General features: G+C 38.5%; 13 protein-coding genes. 6 read left to right on the top strand and 7 right to left on the bottom strand.

The window, feature by feature from the left end; translation table 11 throughout:
• Nucleotides 1-8: 8 nt before the first annotated feature.
• The 3 genes from ND812_RS11610 to ND812_RS11620 are packed head-to-tail and all read right to left on the bottom strand — an operon-like array spanning nucleotide 9 to nucleotide 6,133.
• Nucleotides 9-1,190 (bottom strand): LIC11435 family protein, encoded by a 1,182-nt coding sequence (locus ND812_RS11610; protein ID WP_265375585.1) that lies wholly within the window; start codon nucleotides 1,188-1,190, stop codon nucleotides 9-11.
• Nucleotides 1,180-3,303 carry a FecR domain-containing protein gene (locus ND812_RS11615; RefSeq protein WP_265375586.1) on the bottom strand — a complete coding sequence of 708 codons (2,124 nt, stop codon included), beginning with the start codon at nucleotides 3,301-3,303 and terminating at the stop codon, nucleotides 1,180-1,182. Before ND812_RS11615 ends, ND812_RS11610 begins: the two co-directional genes overlap by 11 nt.
• Before the next feature lie 4 nt (nucleotides 3,304-3,307).
• Nucleotides 3,308-6,133 (bottom strand): adenylate/guanylate cyclase domain-containing protein, encoded by a 2,826-nt coding sequence (locus tag ND812_RS11620; RefSeq protein WP_265375587.1) that lies wholly within the window; start codon nucleotides 6,131-6,133, stop codon nucleotides 3,308-3,310.
• 50 nt (nucleotides 6,134-6,183) lie between these two features.
• Here ND812_RS11620 and ND812_RS11625 point away from each other — a divergent pair, with 50 nt between their 5' ends.
• Nucleotides 6,184-6,954: an exodeoxyribonuclease III gene (locus tag ND812_RS11625; protein ID WP_265375588.1), complete on the top strand. Its 771-nt coding sequence runs from the start codon at nucleotides 6,184-6,186 to the stop codon at nucleotides 6,952-6,954.
• 33 nt (nucleotides 6,955-6,987) lie between these two features.
• Complete coding sequence (locus tag ND812_RS11630; protein ID WP_265375589.1) at nucleotides 6,988-7,959, top strand: LEA/WHy family protein; 972 nt, start codon at nucleotides 6,988-6,990, stop codon at nucleotides 7,957-7,959.
• 40 nt (nucleotides 7,960-7,999) lie between these two features.
• Here ND812_RS11630 and ND812_RS11635 read toward each other — a convergent pair whose 3' ends face one another.
• Both ND812_RS11635 and mgtE read right to left on the bottom strand, forming a co-directional pair.
• Entirely contained in the window at nucleotides 8,000-8,635 is a 636-nt protein-coding gene (locus ND812_RS11635; RefSeq protein ID WP_265375590.1) for a hypothetical protein, read from the bottom strand.
• 63 nt (nucleotides 8,636-8,698) lie between these two features.
• Complete coding sequence (gene mgtE / locus ND812_RS11640) at nucleotides 8,699-10,102, bottom strand: magnesium transporter (protein WP_265375591.1); 1,404 nt, start codon at nucleotides 10,100-10,102, stop codon at nucleotides 8,699-8,701.
• An 86-nt stretch (nucleotides 10,103-10,188) separates the two neighbouring features.
• On the opposite strand from mgtE, the gene ND812_RS11645 reads away from it, so the two are divergent.
• Genes ND812_RS11645 through ND812_RS11655 form a run of 3 tightly spaced genes read left to right on the top strand, consistent with a single transcriptional unit; the run spans nucleotide 10,189 to nucleotide 12,890 of the window.
• On the top strand, nucleotides 10,189-10,860 hold the full coding sequence (locus ND812_RS11645) for a hypothetical protein (RefSeq protein WP_265356082.1): 672 nt from the start codon (nucleotides 10,189-10,191) through the stop codon (nucleotides 10,858-10,860).
• The gene (locus ND812_RS11650; protein ID WP_265375592.1) at nucleotides 10,847-11,911 is read left to right on the top strand and encodes an OmpA family protein; all 1,065 of its coding nucleotides are present in this window, start codon (nucleotides 10,847-10,849) and stop codon (nucleotides 11,909-11,911) included. The genes ND812_RS11645 and ND812_RS11650 overlap by 14 nt, the downstream gene beginning before the upstream one ends.
• A complete protein-coding gene (locus ND812_RS11655; protein WP_265375593.1) occupies nucleotides 11,904-12,890 on the top strand; it encodes a cation diffusion facilitator family transporter in 987 nt (328 codons plus the stop codon). The genes ND812_RS11650 and ND812_RS11655 overlap by 8 nt, the downstream gene beginning before the upstream one ends.
• A 42-nt stretch (nucleotides 12,891-12,932) precedes the next feature.
• Here the strand turns inward: ND812_RS11655 and ND812_RS11660 are convergent, their stop codons facing one another.
• Nucleotides 12,933-13,940, bottom strand: coding sequence for an acyl-CoA dehydrogenase (locus ND812_RS11660; protein WP_265375594.1), 1,008 nt, complete (start codon nucleotides 13,938-13,940; stop codon nucleotides 12,933-12,935).
• A 5-nt stretch (nucleotides 13,941-13,945) separates the two neighbouring features.
• Nucleotides 13,946-16,837: an excinuclease ABC subunit UvrA gene (gene uvrA, locus ND812_RS11665; RefSeq protein ID WP_265375952.1), complete on the bottom strand. Its 2,892-nt coding sequence runs from the start codon at nucleotides 16,835-16,837 to the stop codon at nucleotides 13,946-13,948.
• 152 nt (nucleotides 16,838-16,989) lie between these two features.
• Between uvrA and ND812_RS11670 the strand changes: the two genes are divergently transcribed.
• Nucleotides 16,990-18,513, top strand: a complete 1,524-nt coding sequence (locus ND812_RS11670) for a S49 family peptidase (RefSeq protein WP_265375595.1) — start codon at nucleotides 16,990-16,992, stop codon at nucleotides 18,511-18,513.
• The last annotated feature ends 20 nt before the right edge of the window (nucleotides 18,514-18,533 follow it).

Here is an 18,533-nt window from a genome sequence, read left to right on the forward strand (position 1 = left end):
GCTTTTTGTCAAAAACGAGAGGAGATTTCGATTTGGTAACGGGAACCTACATCCCTAACCAATTTGGTTTGGGAAAAACCAGACTCAGGGACCATCGACGCATACACTCTTTGGTTTTCACTTCCAAGAGGAAATCCTGGTTCATACGTCGCCACATTCCTTTTGGCAGAAAAATACGAATCTACCAAATTATAAATTAAAAACGCACCAAGGATCCCCGCTCCTGCTTGGATCACACCTAACTCTGATTTTGCGCGATTAAAACTTGACTCTGCATTCGTTCGATTGAGTAACCATAAAACTTGTGTGTCAGCTCGGTCAGCGAGTACGGCTCCAAGGAGGACGGCGGATTGGTAATCGGACCTCGCCGCTAAAAAACGATTGTACGAATTTGCATACACCGCAACTGCCGAAACAGCAATGGCTGGATACACATACAATTTCCAATCCTTACCATCAATGTATTTTTGCCCCCAACCAGGTAAAACAGAAGATCGCCACAAAGTAGACCAATATGGAGTTTCATAATAATCCTCAGGTATTTCTTTCCGTATGATTTTCTCTTGCCGTTTTGCAAAACTACTTGCTCTTTCCTTTGAATCAGACAAAACAACACGTTGTTTCACAGTCAGGGTTTTATTCCGAGGATTTTCTAAGACCAAATCATAAACCCCTGTGTCTGTATCAGGATCAACTGCAAATGTTGCCTTTGCAATCGAATCAGATTCAATCACTACTTTTTTAGCTGGGATTCGTTTCCCTCCAGTAACCATGTACACTTTCATGGGATGGATAAAATCTTTTCCTTCGAGTAAAAAAACTTTTTCTTTTTCTTCCTTAGATACGGAATACACTGAGTCCTTGGAAAGAGTGGGAACTCGAGAAACAACTACTTCAAATTTCACCCAATCAGAATAACTGCCAACTTTTCCTAGTTTGTTGATCACCGCCACTCGGTGTTCATAAACACCAGAAGTATAATTGACCAAATCATAACTTGTTCCTTTTACTTTTTCAGATAGAACCAAATAACCGCTGGAATTTTTAATTTCTAACACATAACCAGTAGCACCTTCCACTTCCATCCAACGTAACTGGTGTTGTGTGTCCTCTTCTCCGTCTGGTTCTCCCCAAATAGGAAAACCAATCAATATGAAAATGAAAAGTATAATCCCTTTTTTATTCCACATAGATGGTACCTGGTGTAAGGATTTTCGGAATTTTAAGTTCGGGAACAGAGATGAAAAAATCCTGTTTGTTAGAAACGGATTCTCTTTCTGAACCATCATTCGCCTTATAAAAGGAGGAAACTTCCCATCGAAATCGACCTACATTTAATTTTTGGATTTCATTCATTTGAAATCGATTCGATGTAATTCGTTCATTCAGAATTATTTTTTCTCGAATGCCTGAAACATCGATGAGTTTCAATCGATATGCTGAAGCTTTTTCCACTGGTTTCCAAGAGAAACTGATGTAATTTTTTGTGAAAAGATCAATTGTTTCATTTCTCCCTGGTGACAATAAATTAGGAGGTTCAATATTAGATACCATTTGGAAATTTCTTATGGGACTGACTGTGGATTCATCTTCTGCAAGTTTCACTCGCCAATAGAATTTTCCAAAATCCTTTGATTTAAATTCATAATAATTCCCAACCACAGATTCTTTCACTAATAAACTTTGAAAGTCGGCTTGTTTGGAAACTTGAATCTCATAGTTCGATTTTCCAGTCAGTTTTTTCCATTTGAGAACCACAAGATTTCGGTCATCAACTTCAACTTCTGCAGATTGGGTTGGTGAGATTAATTCTAATTCCTCTTTTGCAATGACAGTAAAAGAAGAAGATTTGGAATCAATCCGAGTGCCTTCGTTAGTGATCCCTTTGACTCTCCAAAAATAGTTACCAAGTTTTAAACCTGTTGTGGATTTAAAAAAATTATTCTTAATTTTTTCTGTTTGGAGAATGGAAGAAAAATTAACATCACTACTCAACTCCCATTGGTAAGAATCGAAATCCTTATCATCTTTCCATGAAAAAAATAATTGTGATTTGGTTTGTTCTTCTGCAATCACCTTACCCTTACTCGGTTCTAATAATTCAGGTGGTGAGCTATTTGTTTTTTTCTGAATTTGAAAGGAAATTACTGCTGACGTTTTATCCTCGATTCCAGGTAAACTCGACTTCGCTTTTATTTTCGCATAATAAGTCCCTTCTTTTAAATTATCAAACGCCAAAGATTGGTTTTGTGTTTGTTTTAAGGTGACAATATCTGTAAAAGCCTTATCACGAGCAATTTGAACGGAATAGGAAGAATATAAATCCAAAACATTCCAAACAAATCTTACAACAGGAGTTTCATTTGAGTAGGTTATCACTTCTTCATTTTTAGGTGATAATAATTTCAATGACGGATCATTTAAAATTCTAAATTGGAATACTTCTGTCACGGATCTAGATTGTGTAATTGGATCATTGTAAGAAACTCTCCAGTAATAAGAACCTGGCTCCATTTTTTTTGCAAGATTAGCGGATGTTAACTTTTCTCCGATAATTGATTTGGAAAAATCAGGGAAAAGAGAAACTTCGATCATAGGAGAAGCACGTTTTACTGAATCCGAATTCCATCCTGAAATTGAAAAGTAAATCCGTTCCACTCCAGCTTCAGAAAGAATATTCTTTCTATCTTCTGGACTGACAAGACGAAACAATTGTTTGGCAACTTTAACACCAGATTCGGAAACATTGGCAACTTGGTCTTTGGCAATTGTTTCTTCTTTTCCATTGGAGGTCACTTTCGCTTCCCCTTGGTCAACTTTGATATTTAATTCTGATTTTGTTTTATCGAGTTTTACATCACCATTGGTGACTTCAACAGTTTTGTCACCCGCAGTGATATTCATTTTGACATCACCAGAAGACCCAGACACCCTTGCTGCCTCAAAGGAACCGTAGGCAAAATTAATATTGATGTTTTTGTCGGATAGATCGAGTAAGATCATGGAATTTTCTGAAATGTTGATCTTTGTCCCGTCATTTAAAGTTAAAACGGCATCGGACAACCCTTCTGTTCGGATCGTATCTCTATTTTTCACTTCTGTTTTGGATTCAATTAAATCCCATACAACAGCATCATTGTACTTGCGTAAAACCGTCTTATTCTTAAACGTAATGACACCTATTGTTGGTTCACTGGAATCATTGGCTCTAAAATTTAAATTACGATACAGTAAAACAGAAAACAGCAAAATTAGTATTAATAATGCGGTTACTACAAATCTTGTATCATTTAACAAACGCATGGTATTATTTATGTGTCCTAGTGAACACCCCGTCCCAATCTTTTCCAGGGGAACTGAAACTGTACTCTTCACATCGTTCAATTAACATATGACACGATTTATCTTTTGTGCCTTTACTTCTTTCGGAATCATGAAACAACTGGATTGCTTTTGCCCAATTTTGATTTAGGTATTCTTTAAACCCGACTTCATACAATTCGACCGCTTCCACTACATTGGGAGTTACAAGGGATTTATACCCTACTAATTCATGGATACGAACTGGTTCGTTTTTACCTTTCACACGAACCAAGTCCACATACCTAGTGATCATCTCTTCTTGGATTTTTTCACGAATCGGATCTGTGATGAGGATATTCACACCATAATCCTTACCAGCAGCTTCGAGTCGTGCCGCTAAATTGACGGTATCACCCATCATCGTGTAAGACGCAAGGGCATCGGTTCCCATAAAACCAACCTTTGCTGGGCCAGAATTAAGACCAATCCTTGCATCCATCATTTGAGCTTCTTTGGAGTAAAGATTATTTGTGGTCCAGTATTCCCTTAACTCTTGTAATTTCAAAACCATATCCACACTAGCTCTTGCCGCTTTCAGTTCATGGTCTGCAACAGGTACTGGTGCGTTAAAGATCCCAACAATCGCATCTCCAATGTATTTGTCCAAAACACCCTCGTGTTTTTTCAAAATTAGAGTCATTGCTGACAGGTATTCATTCAGAAGTGCAGCGAGGTCAGCACTTTTTAACTGTTCGGAAATTGTAGAAAAACTAGCAACGTCTGAGAAAAAAGCAGTGATAAGAGTTTCTGATCCGCGTTTTAAAGCAGCAAGATCAACCATGGCTTCTTGGACCACAACTGGATCAATCATACTACCTAAGATGTTCTTAACCTTTTCCCTTTCTTCTAAACCTTGGCCCATATCGATAAAGTATTTTGTTAATAAACCAACTTCATCTTGGGTTGTAGGTTTGATTCCAATTTTAAAATTACCTTTTGCAATCTCTAGAGTAGCAGTTAACAATTGCAATACGGGTTTTGTAATCGTTTTTGAGAAGAAAAACACAAAAATAAGAGCAGAACATAACCCAATGCCTGCTATGTAAAGGTTTGTTTTTTGGCTTTTGTAAACATCTGCAAATGCCTTTTCTTCTGATACAATCGTGATTACACCTGCATCAGCAAATCCAATTTTTTGGAAGGAACCTAGATAGGAACCACCTAACTCCTCATCCTGATAACTCATCTGTCCTGTGCTTGGTGCACTCGTGAGCATCGTTTTGACGATGGGCATTGATGTTAAATCGGTTGCAGCAAGCACTAAGTCTTCTTTTGGATGAGCAAGGACCGTTCCAGAACCGTTCACTAAAAATGTTGTTTCAATTCCCTTTTTAGAAAATGCACCAATGATTTTGTCTAACTTGACAATGATGACAAGAGCATTGTCTAATTCACCATTTTCTGCTGTGGGAATGGCAATGGCAAAGGATGGTTCCACAAACCCGGGACTTGAATTGAGGAGAACGGCTTGGCCATTAAAGGCTTCCGCTAAGGCATCACGGTTTCTGTTGACAACTGCATGAAAGTCATCTTCCGTGACGGCACTTTTTTTGAGTTCTTCTTCATTAAACACCTCTCGTTTCATGACGAGGATGTTGTCCCTCTTTTCAAAAATTCCTAAATAGATAAATTCCTTATCATTTTGGAAAAAGGTTTTGAGGAGTAATTTACGATCTTCTTCAGGCAGTCCTTGTGTGGTGAGAGTGATGGCAATTTGGCGGCCTTTTTCCACAACTCCTAAAATATCTGATTTTACTTTGGATCCAATAATTTCTGCAATTCGAATATTATTGTCACGTAACTGGAGTTCAATGGAACGTTTAAAATAAAAAGAAGCAAAAATAATGATACTAGCTACTGATAAAACAAATAGTAGGCTAATCACTCCCATCATCTTTAATTGTAGAGAAAACTTCGTATTTACAGTCGAATCAATTGGCAGATTAGATTCGATTTCATCTGATTTATTGTCTTTCGATTCTGGATTTGGTTTGATTCCTTCCAATGGCACTTCACCTAATAAATGCTCGCCATCTTTTGGATGCAATGTATTTGATGGGAATTCCTCTCCATCAGAGGCAAATGAGGATTCAATCAAATCATAAGGGTGATTCGGATCGGTTTCCACTTCCGTTACTACCGATTCTTTTTCTAATCCAGTTTCTGAACTTGGTAAAAGAGATTCCGTAGGATGGTGGCCATTGGAAGTACCATTTTCACCCACACTAACACTAGTTAATTCCAATTGACGAATTTTTGATTTCCCTGAACTGCCAACAAGTTCCAATGGTGGGAAGGATAAAACCTTGGTTTCAATTTCCTTGGTTTTACCACTGCCAATTTCAGGTAAGGAACTAGTTTTTCCTGTCAGTCCAAATTTATGAGAAATTCGATCAGGTGAAATTCGATCATCATATAAATACTCAAGTCTTGCAAATACAGACCTTACTTCCGTTTCCGAAGACTTAGGATAAATGACAAAAAGGTTTTTTCCTTCACTTGCGTTTGATAGAGCTTTCGCCAAATACTTATTAGATGAAATTTGATGAATGGAAACATAAGGGTATTCAAATCGATTGTTAGGAAATTGAATCCCCCATGGAGGTGGCCCAAAACGGAACTCCAATTCCCTTGTCCTTCGTGTTTGGAAGAATATAGTAATCCCGTCGTCCCCATTCCATGATTCTAAACTTCCAGGAGTCTCATCCCAGACAAGAAATGTGAGTTTGGACGTTCTAAGGAACGGAATTTCGGCAGAAATTTCTAACATACTGTTTTTAGTATCGACTTAAATAGGCTTTCAATCGATCTCATTTCTAGATGAAAATCATCACGTTAAATTGCAACGGAATTCGTTCCAGTCTCAGCAAAGGTTTACTCGAATTTATACGTCACGAAAATCCTGACATGATTTGTTTCCAAGAAACGAAGGCTCCCGAAAAAGAAATTGTTAGGGATGAGTTTCGAGAACTGGGTTATGAAATTTATTTCTGTCTCGCAGAAAAACCTGGATACAGTGGATGTGCAGTTTTGACCAAACGAAAACCAAAATCAGTGTCCATTGGGTATGGAGATGGGATTTTTCGCACAGAAGGTCGTTCTGTTTTTCTGGAATTTGATGAGTTTTACCTTTGGAATTTGTATTTTCCTTCCGGAACGAGTGGAGAAGAACGCCAAAAGATCAAATACCAATTTTTAGATGCGTTTATGGATCTCGCAAAGCCATTTTTAAAAAAGAAAAAACCACTCTTTGTTTGTGGTGATGTCAATATTGCCCATACGGCAATGGACATCCACAACCCAAAAGGGAATGAAAAAAATTCGGGTTTTTTACCTGAAGAGCGGAAATGGATGACCGATTTTCTAAACTTAGGTTTTTTTGACTGTTTTCGTACACTCCACCCGGACACTAAGGATGAATACTCTTGGTGGACCTACAGGTTCCAAGCTAGGAAAAACAATAAGGGTTGGAGGATTGATTATTTTTTTGTCACAAAATCAAAGTCTGTTCAATTATTAACCTCTAAAATTGCAAAAGAACCAGTGATGTCAGACCATGCCCCTGTGGTACTCGAGGTCCAATTCTCTTGACAGAATGTTTTTTTTCGGATCAATTCTTCTCTCATGAAACGTATCCTTTTCCTCATTCTCCTTTTTTTACACTTTCAATGTTCTTTACTCGGTGTCCTCCAAGACAAAATCCCAACACCTGAATTTTCTTTTGAATCCCTGCATATCAAACAAATTACGTTTACAGACATCACCCTTGGGGTGGAAACATCGGTAACCAATCCATACCCAGTTTCCCTTCCTAGTTCCTTTTTGGATATGGATATCAAAATTGAAGGAATGAAATTGTCTCAAGTCAAAACAGATTTGGGAGTCATTGAAGCAAAAAAAACAAAAGCCCTGCCTTTAGAAGTAAAATTAAAATATACTGACTTAGTCCAATTATATAAAAAATTTCCCACAAAACCAATGTTAGAAGTCAGTGCGGAAGGAAATATGAAAGTTGCCATTCCCAAACAGTGGCAACTTTTAGGAAAGGATTCGCTAAGTTTTCCATTTGTCCAAAAAAAAGAAATCCCTGCAGTTTTACCTGATGTGGAAATTCGAAATTTCAAAATTTTAATGCCAACAGAATCAGAAATTTTGAGTGCATCGAATACGGAATCTATGGTGGGAACCACAACAAATTTTTTAAAAGGATTACTCGGTGGATCAAAAACGCCTGCCACATCTGCCGCCAAAGCAGGATTAGCTGGTCTTACTTTAAATTTAAAAACGGAATTTGATTTTGTTTTTTCAAACCAAGCAGCAGCGAATCTGAATCTCACTGATCTAAAATACAATTTACAGTTGGCGGGCGAAAATTTCTTAAACGGATCCCCAAAAGAAATCATCAACTCAGGAAAAGAATCGACTGTAAAAGTTTCGAATCAGTTCCCAATTGCATCCATTGGTTCTTCCTTATACAAAACCATTCAATCGAAAGAGGCTCTGTACCAACTGAAAGGAGACTCAGGACTCCTTGTACCTAACATTCGCGAAAACATTCCCTTTTCGTATGAGAAAAAAGGAAAGTTCCAATGGTAAACCTTTCCTTTTTATAATTTAATTTAAATTCTTTAAAAAATTATTTTTTCTTCTGTAACATCTGTTTGATTTCATCCCTGGTTTTTCCAGGGTGCAAACGGATTTGGTAGGTAACAAGAAATCTTGTGATGATGGGTGTTCCATCTTTTGATGCATGTTCATAATTAAAGCGAGAGGCATCATTTTGAATGATTTTAGCAATGTCATTGATACGAGGCACCCTTCTATCAAAGGCAATGGATTCCAATTTGCCTGTGACGGTATTGAGCCCAATGGAAATGATTCCATCATCAACGAAACTTAAGAGATCGTATTTTTTCATTTCTTCTTTTGAGAGTTCGTCCCCACCTAAATCAGCCTTTCTGCGGATTTTGTCTGTAAAACGGATCTGTCTCACCATATACGTATCAGAAGCAATATAAACACGGAATACTTCTAAAGGTAGTTCGCTTTTTTTCTGGAAAAAGGGAATTTCACCTGTATGGTTTTGAACCTCTTCTCCTCTTTCATTCAGGATCACTTCTCCTTCGCCACCTGGTGGTGGAAGGATTTCCTTTATGATCGTTGTTTCCGTCTTTGGTTCTTCCTGTTTTGACTGGGAGGAATCTTTCGTGGATTGGCAAAAAACTAGGGTGAAAAGAAGGAAAAAGAGTGCAGAGTGAAACGAAAATTTCATTTGCACATCAGTATTTGGTGGTTTCTTCCCCTGGCAAGAAATTTAAAGGAAAAAGGAGAATCCCTAAACCAAATATTTTGCAAATACCGTGGCAAGTCCCAAGAAAAAGAAAAACCCACAAACATCCGTTGTTGCGGTCACAAAAATGGAAGAAGCTATGGCAGGGTCAATTTTCATTCCTTTGAGTACAATGGGAACGAGGGAACCAACAAGGGAAGCTACCATCATATTCACAAGCATCGCTGTACCAACAACAAGACCCAAAGTTAAGTTGCCTTTGACAAGGTAAATCATACTAAATGTAACAGTACCCAGCGCCAATCCATTCAGAACACCAATTGTGAATTCTTTCCGAACAGCATCCCACCAATTGGAAAACGACAAATCACCTGTTGCAATATTGCGAATGACAACTGTTACAGATTGTGTTCCTGCATTTCCACCAAGACCTGCAACAATTGGCATGAGTGTCGCAAGGACTACAATTTTTGAAATGGTATCTTCAAAAAAAGCAACCACACTCGAGCTCACAAAAGCAGTGAGTAAATTTACATTGAGCCAAATGATCCTACGTTTGACCGATTGTAAAATGGGTGTAGACAACCTTTCATCTTCCGAAACCCCTGCCATGAGGAGGATATCTTCAGATGCTTCCTCCTCCACAATTTCTAATACATCGTCTACAGTAATACGACCAATGATCCGTCCTAAATCATCAGTCACTGCCGCACTCACTAAGTCATATTTTTTGAATGTATTGGCTACTTCCTCTTGGTCCACATCATAATGGAAAGCGATGATGGAGAAGTTAGTGATTTTTGCAATTTTTGTATTGATGGGTGTGAGAAACAAATCCTTTAAAGGGATAAAACCTTCCAAAACTCCATCTTCATTGGTAACATAAATTTGGTAGATGTCTTCGATTTCCTTTGCCTTTTTTCGGACATTGATGATCCCTTTTCGAACATTGTCCGTAATGGTTACGGTCGCAAAGTCTTTTGACATAAGACGACCGGCAGAGTATTCCCGAAACCCAAGTTGGGACCTGATTTCGAAACTATCGGTTTTACTCAAATTGGCTAATACAAGTTCTCGTTTGGCACTGGGAAGGTAGGATAATAAATACGTTGTTTCATCGGTTTCAATATGGCTTAGTGTTTTTGAGATTTCATCCACTGAGAGTTCTTCTAAAAAGGACTCGAGTGTCTCCTCTTCCATTTTGATCAGGGAATAAGCTTGGTCTTCAACAGACAATAATCGGAAGAGGTATAACTCTTCTTCTCGTTCTAGATCTTTGAATAAGGTAACAACGTCTGCGGGGTGTGCCCCATCGAGTAGCGACTTAAGATGGGTCTGGTCCTTGGCTTCAATGGAAGATTTGATTTGTTCGACAAACTCTTCATAGGAATCACTTTCTCTGTCGATTTTGATTCGGAATTCGGACTCTTTCTTTCTTTCTTCTTCCATAAATCAGCGGATTTCCTGAATTTTCCAATTGACGGTTATGTCACGTGAAGCATAGGCTATATCCTATGTCGGCACGAGTTCCTTTTTTGAAAACGAATCTTTTTTTCATCCTAGTTTTTTCACAATGTGTCTTATTTGAACCAAAACTAAACAAAGTCCCAGATGCTTATGTACGGGAAGAAGTGATGAATGCAGAGCAAAAGAATGCTACTAAGATCCTCACTGAAAAAATCATCAAATTAAATAATGAAGTCACCAACCAAAGAAAGGCAAATGCACTGACATCCCAGGCAATCAAAATTTCCCAAGCCAAGGTAAACAAACATGCTGCGGAAAGAGATCTCAAACGTGCCAAGGAATCCTACTTTACTTTAAAAGAAGACTCTGCCTCTTCCAAACGTTACCTAGAAGAAAGCCAGATGTTTGAATTAGAAAGGGCAAAAGAAGAAACCAGATACAAAACTTGGGTACAAAAAGAAAAAGAAGATAAAGCATATTTGGAAATGAAAGAAGCAGCACTCGGTGAAATGATCGCAGAACTCGAGTTAGTACGATCAGAAATCGCTGTTAAGTTCCAAGAATCACAAGGAAAAACTCCTGCAGATCCTGAATATGTAAAAAAAGAAATCTATGAAACTCAGTATGCTGAGAAAAAATCCGATGCGAGACGAAGGTTATCGGATTGGGAACGAATCAAAACAGAAGCACCAAGCCTTCCGAAGGTAAATTTAGAGGATAGTTTCGATGATTCTAAATAAACATCACCTCTTCCCCATCTTCAACGTCATTCTTCTTACCCTCTGTTTCGTTACACCAGGGAAAGTTCAGGCGGATTGGGTCTACTTTCCCTATGAATACAACCAAATCTACAAAGAAAAATATGCCTTAGAATTGGAACTTGCGGACATTCGCAAACAACATCAAAATGAACTCAATCGATTAGAAGAAGAAAAAAAAGACCTACAATCCCAAATTCGAAACCTCACAGAAGATTTAGAATTGGAAAAACGGAATCGTGCCAAAGAACAAGATGAATATTCTGATAAACTCCGCGATTACGATATGCGCCTTCGTAGTTTAGAGAAAAAAGGAACCGACAAAGAACGTACACTGGCAGAAGAAAACAGAAAACGAGAAGAAAAAGATAGAGCTGAAATAGACGCACTCAAACGTAAATTAGAAGAAAAAGAAAGAGAGTGCCTTCAAAAGGAACAAAAACTCCGCGAAACTTACGAATCCAAAATGGATGAACTGAAAGAAAGGATTCGCAATTTAGAAGAAGAACTTGCCAATTTACGGAAACTTACCAAAGAACAAAAACGCGAATTGGAAAGGCTTTCGGAACAAACCAAAGAATTTGAAGAAAAACTCGCAAAAGAAATCACATCAGGACAAATTCGCCTCAAACGATTTCATAACAAACTCATCATCAACATCGATGACAAAATCTCTTTTGATAGTGGATCATCCGAATTAAAACCCGCAATTCTCCCTGCCATTGAAAAAATACGAGAGATTTTGGCTGCTTATCCAGAAAACTACATTGTTGTGGAAGGGCATACTGACAATGTTCCCATCAAAACAAAATTTAGAAATAACTGGCATCTGTCCAGCGAACGGGCGTTATCTGTTTTAGAATTCATTTTACAGAATAAAAACCTTAATCCAAAAAACTTTTCAAGTGCCGGATACGGAGAACACCAACCCATTGTTCCCAATAGCACAAAAGAAAACAAAGCACTCAATCGTCGGGTAGATATTGTTGTGATTCCGAGAGCAACCAGTTCCTTGGGTGGAAACAATGACTAACCAAAGACCCAGAAGGCGTAAGCTCATTTTCTTTTTAAGTCTATCCGGCATTTTGTCGGTGATGATTTTTTTTATTGAATGGGTTGGTTCTAAGGAAAGTGGGAGTTTAGCTCTATTTGCCGATGCAGGTCATATTTTTACAGATGTATTCGCTCATATCATCTCCCTTTTTGCTCTTATCATTGCAGCGAAAAAACCTAATAAAAAATATCCTTTTGGATTCCATCGATTTGAAGTCATTGCTGCTTTTTTAAACGGACTACTTCTTATCGTGATTGCACTATTCATCTTGTATGAAAGTTACTTACGGTATTATGGGAATGCGGATGTAGAGGCGGATACAATGCTAATGTATTCTCTCATCGGATTTGGAATTAATATGATTTCAGCTGCTTTACTTGTCGGAGTGAGTAAAACTAGTTTAAATTTAAAATCTGCTTACTTACATGTGTTAAGTGATTTACTAGGAACGTTGGCTGTGATTTTTGGTGCACTCCTCATTCATTTTACAGGTGTGAAACAAATCGATAGCATTCTAAGCATTTTACTTGGACTTTTTATTTTAAAAACATCGTATGGTATCGTCAAAGAATCGATCCAAATTTTAATCGAAGCTGACACAAGTGATTTTGACAAAGATCATCTATTGGAACATATCAACGTTTTGCAAGGAATTGAATCAGTTCCTAAAACTACGATTCGAAAACTCACTTCTGGTGTGTTTTCAGTCGAAATCCAGGTTGCTGTAAAAGACAATGCCAATCGGGATAAAATCACTTTTGAAATTCACAAAGTATTAAAGGAAGAATTTGGAGTTCCCTTTGTTTCCGTTGAAATTGTTTCCGCTAGTGTCCTTTCCAAATTGGAAACTCTATCGATCCGAGAATCAGAGAGAGAATTTGGCCATCACGGGCATGAACATGGTCATTCCCATGACCATACAGAAAATAAACGAAAAGGCCACACCCATAAACACTGATACTTGAGATACCTAAAACTAAACCACCTAATTTTGATTTGTTTATGAGAGTTCGGAAGATTGGTTTCGTTTTTTCAATTGGGTGAGGTATTTGGTTAAGGAATCTTCCCAGACAAATAATTGCCAATCGGCATCTATTGTTTTTAAGTCTTCAGGCCTCTCTAGTTGGTAATAGTTTGTGATGGATAATAAAAGCGGTGAGATTGGATAAGGAAATCCTTCCAGTAACTTCTCTTTTGTGGGATTTCCTTGGAAACCAAGGAGAAAGGATTCTCTCCACTGGATGAGTTTGTTTCGTTCCGAATTGAGATCGGAATCTTTTTCAGACAATTCCTTTGTTTTTCCAATGAGAAGGGAAACAAGCGAACACAATTCCTTAAGTCTTAATTCCAATCCCAACTCACCATAATCTTCGATCAGTAAACTTCCAGGTAATAGAGGTAAATCCGATACTTGGATTTTCAAATGGCTGACAAGTGGGGTAAAGTCTGTATGGAAACTTTCCTTTGTCACCACACAGGCATGATTTGTTTCTTTGGGAATGGGAACAAAGTAAACAGGATTTACAGTTCCCGATTTTGTAACCCAAAATACAAAATCAGCTTCGCCCCCATTTGTCACAAATGACTTAATTCCTGTTAGCCTATTTGACACAACTTTCGATTGTAATTTTTTTATCTTTCCTTCAAACCCAGGTTCACTCACTCCAACAGACAAAATGAGTGTAGGAGTTACCCCCAGAAAAGCATCCCAGAGGAAATGGGAACCTGGATTTGCATACTGTGTATGAAGGAGAATCCCCCCTGCCACATTCACCTCAACCATACATGAGAGAGCGAGTGAAACTCCATAGGGTTCTTCTGCAAGTGTCGAAATTTTATTTTGGAATTCGTAGTACGATTCTTTTCCTAAGATAAAATCATAAAAACCAGCGGCAAAAAGATAAGGCTTCCAACTGCGGTAAAAACCATTATTTTCAGCTACTGTTTTTGGAAAAAAAGAATCTTTATCAGCATATTTTGTAAATAAATGGTAAGCCGATTCAATCACGAATTTTATTTTCCCTTTTTCATTGCCTGTTTGGCGTCGAGAACCTTTTCTTCTTCCAACACTTTTTTCAGGTATTGACCGGTAAACGATCGTTTCACAGTAACAACTTCTTCTGGAGTACCTGTGGCAATGACTTCTCCACCACCATCTCCCCCTTCTGGACCAATGTCGATGATGTAGTCGGCAGCTTTGATCACATCCAAATTGTGTTCTATGATGACCATGGAATTTCCCTTATCCACTAACACCTGCAATACAGACAATAACCTCTCAATATCCTCAAAATGGAGGCCAGTTGTTGGTTCATCTAAGATATAAAGTGTTTTTCCTGTTGGGCGTTTGGAAAGTTCTGTGGAAAGTTTAATCCTTTGTGCTTCCCCACCAGAAAAAGTTGTAGCTGCTTGCCCAAGTTTGATGTACCCAAGACCAACATCCATAAGGGTGTCTAACTTTCGTTTGAGGTTAGGAATGTTTTCAAAAAACACCACTGCCTCTTCGACAGTCATCTCCAAAACATCTGAAATATTTTTCCCTTTGTATTTTACTTCCAATGTTTCGCGGTTGTATCGTTTTCCTTTACACACTTCACATTCCACATAAATATCAGGAAGGAAATGCATTTCAATTTTTAAGATCCCATCTCCTTCACATTTTTCACACCTTCCCCCAGCCACATTAAAACTAAACCTACCAGGACCATATCCCCTCACTTTTGCTTCTTCTAAACCACTATAAAGTTCACGCACAAAGGTAAAAAGACCAGTATATGTGGCTGGGTTTGAACGTGGTGTCCTTCCGATGGCCGACTGGTCAATGTTAATCACCTTATCAATTTGTTCTTTCCCTAGGATTTTTTTATGTTTGCCTGGAACAAGTTTCATCCCCATCACGGAACTTGCGAGTTCCTTGTAGAGAATTTCATTGATCAAGGTGGATTTTCCAGAACCAGAAACCCCTGTAACAACAGTTAAAGTCCCAAGTGGAATCGACACATCGATATTCTTAAGATTGTTATGCGAGGCTCCTGTGATTTTTAAAAATTTTCCATTCCCAGTTCTTCTAGTTTCTGGCATGGAGATTCGTTTTTCACCCGATAAAAATTTTCCAGTTACCGAATGTTTGTCTTTTTTGATTTGTTCAGGAGTTCCAAAAGCAACGATTTCCCCACCGTGGACACCAGCACCAGGACCCATATCCACGATAAAATCAGCTTCTTCCATCGTCTCTTTGTCATGTTCCACTACGAGGACGGTATTTCCTAAATTGCGAAGTCCCTTTAAGGTTTGTACAAGTTTTGTATTGTCCCTTTGGTGGAGTCCAATGGAAGGTTCATCTAAGATATAAAGAACACCCATAAGCCGAGATCCAATTTGGGTGGCGAGGCGGATTCGTTGCATCTCTCCCCCAGACAGAGTTCCAGCAGAACGACTGAGATTCAGATATCCGACTCCCACATCATTTAAAAAATGTAACCTTTGTAAGATCTCTTTTAAGATGGGTTTGGAGATGGTGTCTTCTGCACCCTTGTATTCCGATTGTTTTGTGAATTCAAGTGCCTTTTCGATGGAAAAACCTGTATAGGCATCAATCCCAATCCCTTGCACCTTAACAGCAAGTGCTTCCTTTCGGAGTCGTTTGCCATGGCACTCATCACAATCATGGTTTGTCATAAAGGATTCAAACCATTGGCGCATGGAATCTGATTTTGTTTCTTTGTATCGGCGTTTTAGATTGGGAATCACCCCTTCATAATTCCGAGAAAATTCATAATGAGAATTGGCACCCCTAAAATCATAATCAATATGGATGGATTTATCACCATGAAGGATTGTATTTTTTACCTTGTCCGATAAATCTTTCCACGGCGTGTTTAAATTAAATTTCAATTTTTTAGATAACGCCTGTATGGTGGCCATATACCAATAAGAATTGGATTTAGAACCACCCCAAGCTTCGATACAACCTTCAGCAAGTGATGCTTCTCTATCTGTCACAAGTAGTGCTTCATCAAACTCAAGTAAGGCGCCAAGTCCATCACAATTGGTACAGGCACCAAAGGGAGAGTTAAAGGAAAAAAGTCTAGGTGTCAGCTCAGGGATACTGACATCATCACATTTGGGACAAGAAAGTTTTTGGGAAAAGAGATGGTCTTTTTCACCGTCTTCTACGACAACAATTCCATCAGCAGTTTTTAGCGCGGTTTCCACAGAATCCGACAATCGAGATTGGATCCCAGGTTTCATCACAATCCTATCCACAACAATATCGATGTCAGCTTTAAAGTTTTTCTTTAAGGGAATTTCATCTTCGAGAGAATACACTTCTCCGTTCACACGAACCCTGTTGAACCCTTCCTTTTTGAAACGTTCCAGGACCTCTTTGTGTTCTCCCTTTTTCCCTTGGATGACGGGAGCTAGGATCTGAAGTTTAGTTCCTTCGGGGAAAATATTAATCCTGTCTGTGATCTGGTCCACTGACAAACTAGAGATTGCGGTCCCACATTTTGGACAATGGGGTTTTCCAACACGAGCGTATAACAAACGTAAATAATCGTATATTTCTGTGACCGTTCCTACCGTAGAACGAGGGTTACGATGAGTAGTTTTTTGTTCGATGGAGATGGCGGGGCTTAAGCCCTCAATTTGGTCCACCTCTGGTTTTTCCATTTGCCCGAGGAATTGTCTGGCATAACTGGAAAGGGATTCCACATACCGCCTCTGCCCTTCTGCATATATGGTATCAAAAGCAAGAGATGACTTCCCAGAACCCGAAAGACCAGTGATGACCACAAGTTTGTCTCTCGGTATGTCGAGGTTTAGGTTTTTTAGGTTATGTTCACGAGCGCCACGAATACGAATAAAGGAATCCACATCGGATAGCTTGTTTTCCTCTTTCATTCTGGAAAGAATTTTAAGGAATGGAAGGAAGAGGACTGCCAGTGTTTCGAATTCTTTTTTTGATTCTTTTTTTGCCCTTTCGCCTTTTGTACCTAATCTATCTACGTCTAAGCCTGCTTTTCCAGAGAGGCCGTGAAGTATATGAATTGGAAATGCCACCTCGATTTGAGGACTCATACAAATCCTATTTTGTCAAAAAACTGCAAGGGAAAGAAGAAACCATCACAAGATTGGAACTTCTCATATTACTCGCAACCATCAGAAAAAATCCAAAAATCAAAGCACTTGATATCAATTTACCTCCATTAGAATGGACCCTTTCTGAGTTTTATGAAATCAGAAACGAACTTTTGGCCATTCGGGATTCTGGGAAAACCTTACGGATGTTTGCCAAAGAAGGTGGACTTGGGACTTTACTGTTACTCACAGTCGCAAATGAAACTTACCTTGCCCCCGAATCCGAATTTACTTTGATGCTTCCGAGCGCCGAACCTATGTTTTTTGGTAAATTCTTAAAAACATGGGGAATTGAAGTGCAAGCCTTTGCCTCAGGCCCCTATAAGTCCTTTGCAGAAAGTTTTACTCGCGGAGAATTTTCAAAAGAGGCAAAAAAGAATTTAGAATCACTCATTCTAAACCTACGTTCCGTGATTTTAGAAGCTCTCACAGGCGGAAAAAAATCCTTAGAATCCCTTTTTTACAAACCAATGTTATCTGCTGATGATTTACTTTCCGCAGGTGTTATCCAAGGAATCAAAACTGAGACTGAATTTTTTAGTGAAGATCGAAAACTTTATTCACCTAATTTTCCCGTTCTTTACCAAGCCATAAAAGATTTTTCACTGATTCCAAAAAGAAAATTGGAAGTGGTTGTACTTCCAATTGATGGTAACATTACCGGTGGAGACTACTTACACAAAAATAGAGAAAATGGTAAAATTGAAGCCTTTTCTCTCATTCCCACATTGCAGGCATTAGCGGAAGATAAAAAAACCAAAGCCGTCATCTTAGAAATATCCTCTCCAGGAGGTTCGGCTTTTTATTCCGAACAAATCCACCAAGAAATCTTAGAATTAAAAAAATCAAAATTGGTAACTGCTTACTTTAAAGATACAGTAGCAAGTGGTGGGTATTATATAGCCACTGCCACAGACCATATCACTGCATCCCCTGTATGCATTACAGGTTCCATCGGTGCCGTAAGTATCCGAGCTAATTTACAAAAATTATATAAGAAGTTTCAATTGAATAAGGAAGCCGTTGGGTTTTATCCGTTCCGGGACATCCATTCTGAATTCCAACCACTTTCCAAACAAAGTATTTTGTATTTAGAATCACAAATCAAAAAAATAGAAGCCTTGTTTTACCGCCGTGTCTCGGAAGGTAGGAATATCCCTCTCGAAACCCTACCTAAAATTGGCATGGGAAGGGTGTATTTACCAACAACTGAAAATAATATTGTCGATTCACTCGGTGGACTACTCGATGCAATCAAACTTGTCAAAGAGAAGTTAGGTGGAAAGGCGATTTATGTAACCGAAGAATTGCCAGCTTACAATCTAAAAAATAAAATCCCACTCCTTGGTGGACTATTCACTGAATTGAATCTTTTGGAATCTCTTGGTGAGGTGTCTCTCCTTTCTCATACCAAACTCCATTGGAAAAACAGAAGGTAAAGTGGAAAGGTAATCCTAGA

It is taken from the genome of Leptospira limi, from assembly GCF_026151395.1.
Taxonomy (GTDB): domain Bacteria; phylum Spirochaetota; class Leptospiria; order Leptospirales; family Leptospiraceae; genus Leptospira_A; species Leptospira_A limi.

Excerpts from the sequence above, each read along its gene's own strand:
- ND812_RS11610 (WP_265375585.1), bottom strand. The coding sequence starts at position 1,190 with ATGTGGAATAAAAAAGGGATTATACTTTTCATTTTCATATTGATTGGT.
- ND812_RS11615 (WP_265375586.1), bottom strand. The coding sequence starts at position 3,303 with ATGCGTTTGTTAAATGATACAAGATTTGTAGTAACCGCATTATTAATA.
- ND812_RS11620 (WP_265375587.1), bottom strand. The coding sequence starts at position 6,133 with ATGTTAGAAATTTCTGCCGAAATTCCGTTCCTTAGAACGTCCAAACTC.
- ND812_RS11625 (WP_265375588.1), top strand. The coding sequence starts at position 6,184 with ATGAAAATCATCACGTTAAATTGCAACGGAATTCGTTCCAGTCTCAGC.
- ND812_RS11630 (WP_265375589.1), top strand. The coding sequence starts at position 6,988 with ATGAAACGTATCCTTTTCCTCATTCTCCTTTTTTTACACTTTCAATGT.
- ND812_RS11635 (WP_265375590.1), bottom strand. The coding sequence starts at position 8,635 with ATGAAATTTTCGTTTCACTCTGCACTCTTTTTCCTTCTTTTCACCCTA.
- mgtE (WP_265375591.1), bottom strand. The coding sequence starts at position 10,102 with ATGGAAGAAGAAAGAAAGAAAGAGTCCGAATTCCGAATCAAAATCGAC.
- ND812_RS11650 (WP_265375592.1), top strand. The coding sequence starts at position 10,847 with ATGATTCTAAATAAACATCACCTCTTCCCCATCTTCAACGTCATTCTT.
- ND812_RS11655 (WP_265375593.1), top strand. The coding sequence starts at position 11,904 with ATGACTAACCAAAGACCCAGAAGGCGTAAGCTCATTTTCTTTTTAAGT.
- uvrA (WP_265375952.1), bottom strand. The coding sequence starts at position 16,837 with ATGAAAGAGGAAAACAAGCTATCCGATGTGGATTCCTTTATTCGTATT.
- ND812_RS11670 (WP_265375595.1), top strand. The coding sequence starts at position 16,990 with ATGCCACCTCGATTTGAGGACTCATACAAATCCTATTTTGTCAAAAAA.